We start from the raw sequence: 13161 nt of genomic DNA on the forward strand, positions 1-13161 counted from the left end.
GCGAGGCAATCCAGAAAGTCGGCAGGCGGCTGCCGGATCGCTCCGTCACTCGCGGTTCTCGCCATGACGAACGGCGCCCGGCAGGTTCGTTTGAAATCGGCTTCCGAAGCCCGCGTAGGCCGGCTTCGATCACGCCGCCGGTTGGGCCGAGGCTTCCTCGTTGGCCAGCAAATGGATCAGCGCGCTCTTGATCGCGGCCTGCCGCGTCGGCGCGTTGATCTGCGCGCCGAGCAGGTCGGTGACATAGAACACGTCGCGGGCGCGCTCGCCGAAGGTCGCGACATGGGCGGAGGCGATGTTGAGGTTCAGCTTTGAAAGCGCGGTGGTCAGTTGATACAGCAGGCCGGGCCGGTCGAGGCCGGACACCTCGATGACGGTGTAGCGGTCCGACCACTGATTGTTGATGCTCACTTCCGGTTCGACCACGAACGGACGTGTCCTGCCGCGCGCCGAGGCGCGGCGCGCCACCACTTCGGGCAGGCGCAATTTGCCTTCCAGCACGTCCTCGATCATTTCGCCGATCCGTGTCGCGCGCCGGCCCTCGTCCTCGTCGCGGTCGTATTCCCGCGTGATCGCGATGGTGTCGAGCGCGCGCCCGTCGGTCGTGGTGTAAATCTGGGCGTCGACGATATTGGCGCCTGCGGAAGCACAGGCGCCGGCGATGATCGACAGCAGCCAGGGATGGTCGACGGCGAGGATCGTTAATTCGGTGACGCCGCGCGCCTCGTCGAAGCCGACATTGATCGCGAGCTTGTGGCCGGCCTGTTCGTTGGCCTTCATGAAGCGGGCTTGACGAATCTTGCGCGGCAGTTCGACCTTGAGCCAGTACGCCGGATAGTGCCGTGCGATATAGGCGTTGAGTTCCTGTTCCGGCCACTCCGAGAAAGCGGCGCGGAATTCCGACTGCGCCACGGCCAGGCGCTGCGCGCGGTTGACCTCCGAGAAGCCTCCGGTCAGCACCGGTTCGGTTTCGTAATACAGCGTGCGCAAAAGCTGCGCCTTCCAGCCGTTCCAGACGCCGGGGCCGACGCCGCGGATATCGGCGGTGGTCAGGATCGTCAGCAGCTTCATCTGCTCGACTGATTGCACGACGGCGGCGAAATTCTCGATGGTCTTGCGGTCCGAGAGGTCACGCGATTGCGCCACCGTGGACATGGTCAGATGCTCTTCGATCAGCCACGCCACCAGTTCGGTATCGGCGGCATTGAATCCAAGCCGCGGGCACAATCGCCGCGCCACCTTGGCGCCGGCAATCGAGTGATCCTCGGGGCGGCCCTTGGCGATGTCATGCAAAAGCGTGGTGATGTAGATGACCGGACGATGCTCCGGGCGGATCTTGCGCATCAGGTCGCTGGCGACGGTGAATTCCTCATTGCCGCCGCGTTCGATGTCCTGCAGGAAGCCGACGCAGCGGATCAGATGTTCATCCACCGTATAGTGGTGGTACATGTTGAACTGCATCATCGACACGATCTTGCCGAAGGCGCGAATGAAATGACCGAGCACGCCGGTTTCGTTCATCCGCCGCAGCACGATTTCCGCGTCGTTCGAGGTCAGGATCTCCATGAACAACCGGTTGGCTTCCGGATCCTCGCGCAGCGCCGTGTTGACGAGTTTCAGCGACCGCGTCACCGTGCGCATCGCATCGGGGTGAAACGCCAGATTGTTCTTCTGCGCGAGGCGGAAGATCCGGATCAGGTTGACGGGATCGTGCTTGAAGACATCGGGCGCGGCGAGATTGATACGGTTGTTGTCGACGATGAAATCATCGCTGTCGGGCACCCGACGGTGCTTTATGCTCGGCCGCAACCGCGCCATCATGCGGCTGAGCACCGGCGCCGGCTTGGCCTGCTGGTCTTCCAGCTTGGCGCACAGGATCGCGGTGAGATCGCCGACATCCTTGGCGATCAGGAAGTAGTGCTTCATGAAGCGTTCGACATCCTGCATGCCGGGATGCGACGTGTAGCCAAGCCGGACCGCGATCTCGCGCTGCATGTCGAATGACAGCCGCTCTTCCGCCCGGCCCGAGACGAAATGGAGATTGCAGCGGACCGACCACAGGAAATCCGCGCAGCGGCTAAAGGTGCGGTATTCCTGCGCGTCGAACACGCCGCGCGCGAGCAACTCGTCGGTCTCGCGCACGCGGTAAACATATTTCGCGATCCAGAACAGCGTGTGCAGATCGCGCAATCCGCCCTTGCCGTCCTTGACGTTGGGTTCGACCAGATAGCGCGACTGTCCGGCACGGCGATGACGCTCTTCGCGTTCGGCAAGCTTGGCGGTGACGAATTCGGCCGCCGTGCCCTGCACCACTTCCTTGTCGAAGCGATCAACCAGTTCGTCGTAAAGCGGCTGGTCCCCGGTCAGAAACCGGGTCTCGAGAATCGCGGTGCGGATCGTCATGTCGCCGCGCGCCTGCCGGATCGATTCGTCGACCGAGCGCGTGGCGTGGCCGACCTTCAACCCCATGTCCCACAGGCAATAGAGAATGGCTTCGGCGACCTGTTCGCCCCAGGCGGTTTGCTTGTAGGGCAGGATGAACAAGAGATCGATATCGGATTCCGGCGCCATCAATCCGCGGCCATAGCCGCCGGTGGCAACGACGGCCATGCGCTCGGCGCCCGAGGGAATCGGCGAGTGATAGAGATGACGCGTAGCCGCCGCAAACAGGATGCGAATGATTTCATCCTGCATGAAACACAGCCGTTCGGCGCAGCGGCGTCCGTGACGATCTTTTAGCAGCACCGCCTGCGCCACCGCGCGGGCCTCGGTCATTTCGGCTTTGAGCATCTGCGCCAGCGCAGCGCGGAAAAGATCCTCGCGCCCGGCATGTTTTTCGGCGAGCGCGTCGACCGCGGCGGTGATCCGCGCGGTATCGAAACGTTCGTCCGCTTCAGGGCGGGCCTCTATCACGACACTGTCCATGACCTACCCCGATAAAGGACGGCGCCGACGCTGTCACGGAACATTGTTGGATAACAGTGGCTCCATGCTGCATTGAGCGGGCTTTGAGCAAAGCTGTTCTCGCTGCAGCGATTTAGATGCAGGTATTTTCTCATTGACGCGCCCGATTATCTCATTGAAATAAAAGCAGTTTTCAGAGCATCTTCAAGGGGGAATTCCGACCATGCCCAGGATTTCACGGCGCGGCCTGGCCGCGTTCATTGCCATCTGGTCGCTGATGTCAGGCCGCGCTTTCGCCGCCGACGCGCTCAAGGAAATCCATATCGATTGGGCGACTTACAATCCGGTGTCGATGGTCCTCAAGCAAAAGGGCCTGCTGGAAAAGGAATTCGCCAAGGACGGCATCAGCATCGTCTGGGTGCAGTCGGCTGGTTCCAACAAGGCGCTGGAGTTCCTCAACGCCGGCTCGATCGATTTCGGTTCGACCGCGGGCTCCGCGGCGCTGGTCGCCAGGATCAACGGCAATCCGATCAAGTCGATCTACGTCTATTCGCGGCCAGAATGGACGGCCTTGGTGACGGGTAAGGATTCGAAGATCGCAACCGTCGCCGACCTCAAGGGCAAGCGCGTCGCGGTGACCCGCGGAACCGATCCGCATATTTTCCTGGTGCGCGCGCTGCTCGGCGCGGGCTTGAGCGAAAAGGACATTACGCCGGTGCTGCTGCAGCATGCCGACGGCAAGACCGCGCTGATCCGTGGCGATGTCGATGCGTGGGCAGGGCTCGATCCCATGATGGCGCAGGCCGAGGTCGAAGACGGCGCTCGGCTGTTCTTCAGGGATCCGGCCGCCAACACCTGGGGCATCCTCAATGTGCGCGAGCAGTTCCTGAAGGACCATCCGGATGTGGTCCGCCGCGTGCTCGCAACTTATGAGGAAGCGCGCAAATATTCGGTGGCGAACTACGACGACCTGAAGAAGACCTTCATCGCCGTCACCAAATTGCCGGATAATGTGGTCGACAAGCAGCTCAAGGAGCGCACCGATCTCAGCTACAACCGCATTGGGGCGCCGCAGCGCGAGTCCATCCTCGCTGCGGGTCTGGCGCTGCAGCAGGCCGGCGTGATCGACGCCAAGACCGACGTCAAGGCCGCGCTCGATGGCCTGATCGACGATCAGGTTCCGCTGCCGACGAATTGAATTTACGCTTCTTCCAAATTCAGCGTCATGCCCGGCCTTGTGCCGGGCATCCACGTCTTTTCTTGAAGTGGGAAGAAGATTTGGATGGCTGGGACGAGCCCGGCCATGACGAGTTCGGGCGTTCGTAAGGTCTCATTCGCCAACTTGCAATCCTGAGCGGGAAGCGTTCTTGCTATGGCCATGACGGTTGAACTTTCCACGCTTGAACAGGCCGAAAATGCTGCGAGGCCCGCGCCATCCGGACGCCTGCGGCGTTGGGCGCGGCCGGCGCTGGGGCTGTTGCTGCCGGTCGGGTTGGCGCTGGTATGGGAGCTCGTCGTCTGGCTCGGCCTGTCCAACGGCCGGCTGGTGCCGCCGCCGAGCAAGATCTTTGCAACCATTGTCGAACTGGCGCGGAGCGGGGAGCTCGCGCGCCACATCGTGGCCACCTTGACGCGGGTGTTCGTGGGCTTCGGCCTTGGCGTGGTGGCGGGCACGCTGCTTGGCGCGGTCTCCGGTTATTGGGGCCCGGCGCGGAGGCTGCTCGATCCCACCGTGCAGGCGCTGCGCGCGATCCCCTCGATCGCCTGGGTGCCGCTGTTCATCCTGTGGCTTGGCATCTTCGAAACATCAAAGGTCGCGCTGATCGCGGTCGGCGTGTTCTTTCCGGTCTATCTCGGCGTGATGGGCGCGATTCTCTCGGTCGATCGCAATATCGTGGAGGTCGGGCGCACCTTTCGCTTGAGCGGGCCGGCGATGATCCGCCGCATCCTGCTGCCCGCGGTATTGCCGGCCTATGTCGTGGCGCTTCGGGTCGGCCTGGGGCTCGGCTGGATGTTCGTGGTCGCCGCCGAGTTCATGGGCGCATCCGAAGGGCTCGGCTATCTCCTGATCGATGGCCAGCAGCTCGGCAAGCCCGCGCAAATTCTGGCGGCGATCGTCATCTTCGCGATTCTGGGCAAGACCACCGACTGGCTGATCGAAATTGCCTTTGCGCCATTGTTGCGCTGGCAGGACGCGTTCGGCCGCCAGGGCGGAGCGGCCTGATGCTGGTGCTCGATCGCCTGAGCAAAACCTATCCGAACGGCGTCAATGCGCTGGAGCGTTTCTCGGCCGAGATCAGGCAAGGAGAGATCGTCGCCATCATCGGCGGCTCCGGCTGCGGAAAGTCGACGCTGCTGCGCGCCATCGCCGGCCTCGACCGCGCCACGTCAGGTACGGTGACGATCGATGATATCGCGATAACTGGCCCGCACGCCAAGATCGGCATCATCTTTCAGGAGCCGAGGCTGCTGCCGTGGCTCAGCGTCGCCGACAATATCGGATTCGGCTTGTCGGATATGCCGGCCGGGGTTCGCCGCGAGAAGGTTGCGCGCGCGCTGGCGCGGGTCGGTCTTGCCGACAAAGCCAAGGCTTGGCCGCGCGAATTATCCGGCGGGCAGGCGCAGCGCGTCGCGATCGCACGCGCGCTGGTGCCGCAGCCGGAAGTGCTGCTGCTGGACGAGCCATTCTCGGCGCTCGATGCATTCACGCGGCGGGATTTGCAGGACCATCTGCTCGACCTGTGGGCCGACACAAGACCGACGCTGGTGCTGGTCACGCATGATGTCGATGAAGCCGTGGTGCTGGCCGACCGTATCTTCGTGATGCGGCCGCGGCCGGGCCGTCTGTTTGAGGAAATCAATATCAACCTGGCGCGGCCCCGCGATCGCAATTCGCCGCTGTTCGACAATTTCAAGCGCCGCGTGCTGACGGCGCTCGATCGCTCGCTCGACCGCACGGTGTCCGACAGCGGGGCCAAATCGACCGCCGGCGAGGCGATGTGGTGGTGACACGGGCCTCCGGACCCTTTACATCCGATCACGGATATTATCCGGGAGAATAAAAAATGGACGCTGCCGAACTCCGCGCCACCCAAGCTCCGATCAAGGAACGCTACAAGGCCGATCCGAAGTCCGCCGTCATTACGCTGAAAGCCAAGGGCTCGATCGACAACGAAGGCATCGCCTGCAAGGTCGAAACCGGCCGCGCGCTCGCGGTCGCAGGCCTCCATCCCGCCACCGGCGGTTCCGGGCTTGAATTGTGCTCCGGCGACATGCTGCTCGAGGCGCTGGTCGCCTGCGCCGGAGTCACGCTGAAATCGGTCGCGACCGCGATCGAAGTACCGTTGAAAAGCGGGAACGTGGTGGCCGAAGGCGATCTGGATTTTCGCGGCACGCTCGGCGTCGACAAGGAGGCGCCGGTGGGCTTTGCCGAAATCCGGCTGCGTTTCGACGTCGATACCGACGCGCCGCAGGACAAGCTGGACCTGCTGTTGAAACTCACCGAACGCTATTGCGTGGTCTACCAGACCATCAAGAATGGCCCGAAAGTTTCGGTGACGATGCAGCGGGTGTGATCGCACCAATCCATCGTCGTCCCGGCCTGGCGTGCAATTGCGCGTGAGGTGCCGGGACCCATACTCTGTGTCCTTTCGTTTTAACGTGTCCTTTCGTTTTAAGAAACGCTGTTCGACGGCTTTCGTGCAACACGAACGGCTATGGCTCCCGGCTCGCGCTGCGCGTGGCCGGGACGACGGTTAGGCCAAATGTCCCCCGATCTCACCTTCCTGCTGACGCTCGGCTTCCGCATGGCGATCACGGCGGCGTTCGTGGTGTCGGCCTCTGTTATCACGGAGCGTTCGGGGCCGGTGATCGGCGCGCTGGTCGCGACGTTGCCGATTTCGACGGGACCGTCCTATGTTTTCCTCGCGCTCGATCATGACGCGGCCTTCATCGCCGAGGGCGCACTGGCGAGCCTGCCGATCAATGCCGCCACCATCGTCCTCGGTCTGACCTATGTGGTGCTGGCGCAGCGTTATAACGCGTTTGTCAGTTGGTCTTGCGGAGCCGCCGTCTGGATCGCGTTGGCCGCGTTGTCGCGAACGATCCAGTGGTCGCTCGTCGGAGGTCTGGCGGCGAATGCTATCGCGTTCGGGATCTGCATCCAGCTGCTGGCGCGCTTTCGCCATGTGAAGATGCCGCTGATCACGCGACGTTGGTACGATATCCCGTTGCGGGCGGCGCTGGTGGCGGCGCTGGTGGCAACCGTCGTCACGCTGTCGGGATGGGTTGGCCCCGGTATCAGCGGCGTGATCGCGCTGTTTCCGATCGTGTTCTCGAGCATCATGCTGATCTTGCACCCGCGCATTGGCGGGCCGGCGACGGCGGCCGTGGTCGCGAACGCCGGCTGGGGCCTGTTCGGATTTGGCGTCGCGATTGCCGTGCTGCACGTCGCTGCCCTGCGTTGGGGCTCTGCGATCGCGCTCGTCCTGGCGCTGATGACCGGCGTCAGTTGGAATCTCGCGCTGTGGTGGTTCGGGCACCGGCGTGCTGTGGCGCGCTAAATCACTGCTTCGGCAATTTCGCCCTCAATGCATACAGCGCGTCCAGCGCCTCGCGCGGTGACATCTCGTCCGGATGCAGCGCTTTCAAGGCCTCGATCAGTTGTTCGGCTTCGCTCGGTGGCGCCGCTTCAGCCGCCGCGCGCGACGGCACGGCGAACAGCGGCAGGTCGTCGGCGAGTGCGCGTGCGGTCTGGCCGCGGTCCTGCGCTTCGAGCTTGGCCAACACCGATTTGGCGCGCGCGATCACAGGCGCTGGAAGGCCTGCGAGTTTTGCGACCTGAATGCCGTAGGAACGGTCGGCCGAGCCCGGCAGCACTTCATGCAGGAACACGACGTCGCCCTGCCACTCCTTGACCCGCACGGTGGCATTGAACAGCCGCGGCAGTTTGGCCGAGAGCGCGGTCAGTTCATGATAATGCGTGGCAAACAGCGCGCGGCAGCGATTGCTCTCATGCAGATGTTCGATCGCCGCCCACGCGATCGACAGGCCGTCGAAAGTCGCTGTGCCGCGGCCGATCTCGTCCAGGATCACCAGCGAGCGCTCGCTGGCCTGATTGAGGATGACCGCGGTCTCGACCATCTCCACCATGAAGGTGGAACGGCCGCGCGCCAGATCGTCGGCGGCTCCGACGCGCGAGAACAGCCGGTCGATGATGCCGATCCGCGCGCGCATCGCCGGCACGAAGCTGCCGATTTGCGCCATCAGCGCGATCAGCGCGTTCTGGCGCAGGAAGGTCGATTTGCCCGCCATGTTCGGGCCGGTGATCAGCCAGATCTGGCCTGACTTTTGTCCCGGCCCCGGCGACAGGTCGCAGGCGTTGGCAATAAACGGCTGGCCGTCGCGCTTCAGCGCCTGCTCGACCACCGGATGCCGGCCGCCCTCGATGGCAAAGCCGAGCGAGGTATCGACCTCGGGCCGCACGTAATTGTCGTCGATCGCGAGTTTTGCCAGTGCAGTCGCAACGTCGAGCAGCGCAAAGGCATGCGCCGCGGCGCGCAGATCTTCGCTGGCGGCGGTGACCATGGCGCAGAGCCGATCGAAGATCTCCAACTCCAGCCCAAGCGCGCGGTCGCCGGCGTTGGCGATTTTGGCTTCGATCTCGCCGAGTTCGGCTGTCGTGAAACGGACCTGGCCGGCCAGCGTCTGGCGATGGATGAAGGTCGCATTCAACGGCGGCGTCATCAGCTTGTCGCCGTGCTGCGCCGTCACCTCGACAAAATAACCCAGCACATTGTTGTGGCGAATTTTCAGGCCTTTGATCGAGGTCGCGTCGGCATAGCGCGCCTGCATCGAGGCGACGACGAGGCGCGAGGCGTCACGCAGATTGCGCGTCTCGTCGAGCGCGCTGTCATAGCCTTCGCGAACGAAGCCACCGTCGCGCTTGATCAGCGGCAATTGCTCGGCCAGGGCGCGCTCGAATTCCCGCGCCAGATCGCGCGAGGGGCGGCGCAGCGCTTCCATCACGGCGGTGATTTCCGGCGGCGGATCATCAAGGCCGCCGAGCTGGGCCAGCGCCTGGTCTGCGGCGAGGATGCCGTCGCGCAGGCCGGCGAGATCGCGCGGACCGCCGCGTCCGACCGACAGCCGCGCCAGTGCCCGCGACATGTCGGGCGCTGATCGCAGCGTGGCGCGGAGATCGTCGCGCACGGCGGCATTGGCGACAAACGCGCTGACAGCATCGAGCCGCCGCGCGATCGCGGCGCTGTCGGTGAGGGGGGCTGCCAGCCTTTGCGCAAGCAGCCGCGATCCAGCCGATGTCACGGTGCAGTCGATGGCGTCCAGCAACGATCCGCGCCGCTCGCCGGCCAGCGTCCGCGTCAATTCCAGATTGGCGCGGGTGGCGGGATCGATCGCCATGGTGGTGCCGGCGGCTTCACGCGTCGGCGGCGACAGCGGTGGACGCTTTCCGACCTGGGTGCGATCGATATAGGTGACGGCCGCGGCCGCGGCGGTCGCTTCCAGCCGCGACATTGCGCTCAGGCCATCCATCGTGGCGACCGCGAAATAATCGCACAGCCGCCGTTCCGCGGTCGCGCTGTCGAAAAAGTCGCGGGTCAGCGGCGTCACCGCTGGCAGTTCGCGCAACAGCGGTCCCAGATCGGCATCGCCATAGAGGGCGTCGGTGACGATGACCTCATTGGGATTGATGCGCGCCAGCGTCGCCGCCAGTTCGCCGGTGGAACACTCCGTGACCATGAATTCCGAGGTGGAAATATCGATCCAGGCAAGGCCGATGCGGTCGCCGCCCGCGGAGGCGCGCGCGCGTGCGATCGCCAGCAGATAGTTATTGGCTTTGGCGTCGAGCAGCGTGTCTTCGGTCAGCGTGCCCGGCGTCACCAGCCGCACCACGCCGCGGCGCACCACACTCTTGTTGCCGCGTGCCCGCGCGGCGGCGGGATCCTCGGTCTGCTCGCACACCGCGACGCGATGGCCTGCGGTGATCAGGCGGTGCAGATAGTCCTCGGAGCGTTCCACCGGCACGCCGCACATCGGGATATCGATGCCCTGATGCTTGCCGCGTTTGGTCAGCACGATGCCGAGCGTTTTGGAGGCGATTTCGGCGTCCTCGAAGAACAGCTCGTAGAAATCGCCCATCCGGTAGAACAGCAACAGCCCGGGATGGGCGGCCTTGATTTCAAGGTATTGTTCCATCATCGGCGTAACGCGCGCCGCGGCTTCGGCGGCCGGCGCGGCGTCTGATGGCATGGGAATGGATTGCTGGATTGTCATCGGGTGCGCAAACTACAGAATTCCGCCGCCCGGTCCTATTGCTTTGCCATGCTCCTATCCAGGTTTTCCACCCCTCAGGACCGGTCGTATTGCCCCGGTAGCCGGGCATGACGACCTTGCGCGAAAGCAGGCGGCGGCGAATTGACCTGCCCCGCACGCACTCCTACAACTCGCCATCAATTCGGTACCTTCGACGCCTAGAACGCGGCATTCAGGGAGAGATTCGATGCGCGATGTATTTGTTTGCGACGCTGTGAGGACCCCGATCGGCCGTTTCGGCGGTTCGCTGGCCAAGGTGCGCGCCGACGATCTGGCCGCTGCGCCGATCAAGGCCTTGATGGCCAGGCATCCCAACCTCGACTGGTCCGCGGTCGATGAGGTTTTTTTCGGCTGCGCCAACCAGGCCGGCGAGGACAACCGCAACGTGGCGCGGATGGCGCTGCTTCTGGCTGGGATGCCGGACTCGGTTCCCGGCCAGACGCTGAACCGTCTGTGTGCCTCCGGGCTTGATGCGGTCGGTGCGGCGGGGCGGGCGATCCGCGCCGGCGAGATCGATTTCGCGATTGCCGGCGGTGTCGAATCGATGACGCGGGCGCCGTTCGTGATGGGCAAGGCGCCGGAAGCGTTTTCTCGCTCGGCCGATATCTTCGACACCACCATCGGCTGGCGCTTCATCAATCCCCTGATGAAGGCGCAGTATGGCGTCGATGCGATGCCCGAGACCGGCGAGAACGTCGCCGAGGAATTCCAGGTGTCGCGCGCCGACCAGGACGCGTTCGCGATCCGCTCGCAACAGCGCGCAGGACAAGCGATCGCGTCAGGCTATTTCGCCGAGGAGATCATCCCGATCTCGGCGCCGGGCGGCAAAGCCGGGCCCGTCAGCGTCGGCAAGGACGAGCATCCGCGTCCCGAGACCACGCTCGAGGGCCTCGCCAAGCTGAAGCCGATCGTGCGTAATCCCGGCACCGTGACGGCCGGCAATGCATCGGGTGTCAATGACGGCGCGGCCGCCATGATTCTCGCGTCGGAAGCCGCGGTGAAGAAGCACGGGCTGACGCCGCGGGCGCGAATCCTCGGCCTTGCCTCGGCGGCGGTGCCGCCGCGCATCATGGGGATCGGCCCGGTGCCGGCGACGCGCAAGCTGATGGAACGGCTGGGCCTGAAAATCAGCGATTTCGATTTGATCGAGCTCAATGAAGCCTTTGCCTCGCAGGGGATAGCCTGCCTTCGACAGTTAGGCGTCAAGGACGATGCCGATTTCGTCAACCCGCATGGCGGCGCCATCGCGCTCGGTCATCCCCTTGGCATGAGCGGCGCACGGCTGGCGATGACGGCGGTGCACGGCATGGAGAAGCGCGGCGGCAAGCGCGCGCTCGCCACCATGTGCGTGGGCGTCGGCCAGGGCGTAGCGATGGCGATCGAGAAGTTGAACTGAAGTTGATCGCTCAGGCGTCAATTGCGAGGAGTAGCGACGAACAACCCGCCTCCTCCGTCATTCCGGGTTCGATGCGGAGCCTGTCATCGGGCCGCGCGTCCGCGCGGACCCGGTGGCGTCGCCCCGGAATGACAGAGGACGAATTGCTCTGCTTTACTCGCAATGACGAGAAATACACGAGGAGAAGACCATGACCCTCATCTATCCCGTTGAAAGCAACATCGCGCATCCGCCGCGGCTGTCGCCGGGCTATCGCAGCACCCTAAAACGGTCGCCGCAAAAGCCGCTGATCCCGATGCGCCATACGCTGTCCGAACTCACCGGGCCCGTCTATGGCCATGAGACGGTGCGCGAGAACGATCACGACCTCACCACCCAGCACAAGGGCGAGCCGCTGGGCGAGCGCATCATCGTGCATGGCCACGTGCTCGATGAAGACGGCCGCGGCGTGCCGAATACGCTGGTCGAGTTGTGGCAGGCCAATGCCTGCGGCCGCTACATCCACGTCGTCGACCAGCATCCGGCGCCGCTCGATCCGAATTTTACCGGAGCCGGCCGTGCGCAATCGAACGCTGAGGGTTATTACAAGTTCATCACCGTAAAACCCGGCGCCTATCCCTGGGGCAATCATCACAACGCCTGGCGTCCGGCGCACATCCATTTCTCGGCGTTCGGTCACGCCTTCATCTCGCGGCTGGTGACGCAGATGTATTTTCCCGGCGATCCCTTGTTCGAATTCGATCCGATCTTCAATTCGGTGCCGGACGAGAAGGCGCGAATGCGGATGGTGTCCTCGTTCGATCTGGAAAACACCCAGCCAAATTGGGCGCTGTGCTACCGCTTCAACATTGTGCTGCGCGGGCGTAACGCCACGCCGATGGAGACAAAATAGTGCAAGCAAGAGATGTCGAAAAAGGGGTCACGCCGTCGCAGACCGTCGGCCCGTTCTTCAAATACGGGCTGACGCCGAACGGCCAGTACGACTGGAACGATGCCTTTACCAACAACCTCGTCACCCCGGACGCCTCGGGCGAACGCATTTGCGTCGAGGGCCGGGTGTTCGACGGCGACGGCCAGCCGGTGCCGGATTGCATGCTGGAGATCTGGCAGGCCGGTGCGCAGGGCCGCTTTTCGGATCCGCAGGACAAGCGCGCATTGCCCAATTCGACGTTCAAGGGGTTTGGCCGCTGCGGCACCGACGCCAACGGCGATTACTTCTTCGACACCATCCGGCCGGGCCCGGTGCCTGATCCCGACGGCAAGCCGCAGGCGCCGCATCTTTTGCTCGCCATTTTCGCGCGCGGCATGCTGCTGCATCTTTATACCCGAGTTTATTTTGACGGCGAGGCGGCGAATGCCGCCGATCCCATCCTGGCGCTGGTGCCGGCCGACCGGCGCGCGACGCTGATCGCCCAGCGCAAGCACGGCAGCGGCAATGCCGTCTACCGTTTCGACATCCGCCTGCAGGGCGAGAACGAGACGGTATTTTTCGACGTGTGAGATGCGGCGCGAGGAGTGCTTCATCGCGT

At 64.0% G+C, this 13161-nt stretch carries 10 protein-coding genes; 8 read left to right on the forward strand and 2 right to left on the reverse strand.

Translation table 11 applies throughout. The features are described 5' to 3' along the window. Positions 1-129: 129 nt before the first annotated feature. Positions 130-2925, reverse strand: coding sequence for a [protein-PII] uridylyltransferase (locus BLV09_RS26505; RefSeq protein WP_146689499.1), 2796 nt, complete (start codon positions 2923-2925; stop codon positions 130-132). Between the two features lie 202 nt (positions 2926-3127). Here BLV09_RS26505 and BLV09_RS26510 point away from each other — a divergent pair, with 202 nt between their 5' ends. From BLV09_RS26510 to BLV09_RS26530, 5 genes are all read left to right on the forward strand, one after another. Then, positions 3128-4102, forward strand: coding sequence for an aliphatic sulfonate ABC transporter substrate-binding protein (locus BLV09_RS26510; RefSeq protein ID WP_146689501.1), 975 nt, complete (start codon positions 3128-3130; stop codon positions 4100-4102). Between the two features lie 174 nt (positions 4103-4276). Then, positions 4277-5128, forward strand: a complete 852-nt coding sequence (locus BLV09_RS26515; protein ID WP_146689503.1) for an ABC transporter permease — start codon at positions 4277-4279, stop codon at positions 5126-5128. Beyond that, complete coding sequence (locus BLV09_RS26520) at positions 5128-5913, forward strand: ABC transporter ATP-binding protein (RefSeq protein ID WP_146689504.1); 786 nt, start codon at positions 5128-5130, stop codon at positions 5911-5913. Before BLV09_RS26515 ends, BLV09_RS26520 begins: the two co-directional genes overlap by 1 nt. Before the next feature lie 56 nt (positions 5914-5969). Continuing rightward, positions 5970-6479, forward strand: coding sequence for an OsmC family protein (locus BLV09_RS26525; RefSeq protein ID WP_100385196.1), 510 nt, complete (start codon positions 5970-5972; stop codon positions 6477-6479). A 189-nt stretch (positions 6480-6668) separates the two neighbouring features. Beyond that, a complete protein-coding gene (locus BLV09_RS26530; protein ID WP_146689506.1) occupies positions 6669-7466 on the forward strand; it encodes a hypothetical protein in 798 nt (265 codons plus the stop codon). Position 7467: 1 nt separating this feature from the next. Here BLV09_RS26530 and mutS read toward each other — a convergent pair whose 3' ends face one another. Further along, a complete protein-coding gene (mutS, locus tag BLV09_RS26535) occupies positions 7468-10197 on the reverse strand; it encodes a DNA mismatch repair protein MutS (protein WP_146689507.1) in 2730 nt (909 codons plus the stop codon). Between the two features lie 226 nt (positions 10198-10423). Between mutS and pcaF the strand changes: the two genes are divergently transcribed. From pcaF to pcaG, 3 genes are all read left to right on the forward strand, one after another. Further along, on the forward strand, positions 10424-11632 hold the full coding sequence (pcaF, locus tag BLV09_RS26540; RefSeq protein ID WP_146689509.1) for a 3-oxoadipyl-CoA thiolase: 1209 nt from the start codon (positions 10424-10426) through the stop codon (positions 11630-11632). Between the two features lie 190 nt (positions 11633-11822). Further along, positions 11823-12524: a protocatechuate 3,4-dioxygenase subunit beta gene (pcaH, locus tag BLV09_RS26545; RefSeq protein WP_146689511.1), complete on the forward strand. Its 702-nt coding sequence runs from the start codon at positions 11823-11825 to the stop codon at positions 12522-12524. Further along, positions 12524-13132 carry a protocatechuate 3,4-dioxygenase subunit alpha gene (gene pcaG, locus BLV09_RS26550; protein WP_146689513.1) on the forward strand — a complete coding sequence of 203 codons (609 nt, stop codon included), beginning with the start codon at positions 12524-12526 and terminating at the stop codon, positions 13130-13132. Before pcaH ends, pcaG begins: the two co-directional genes overlap by 1 nt. Positions 13133-13161 lie beyond the last annotated feature (29 nt).

Source organism: Bradyrhizobium canariense (genome assembly GCF_900105125.1).
Classification (GTDB): domain Bacteria; phylum Pseudomonadota; class Alphaproteobacteria; order Rhizobiales; family Xanthobacteraceae; genus Bradyrhizobium; species Bradyrhizobium canariense_A.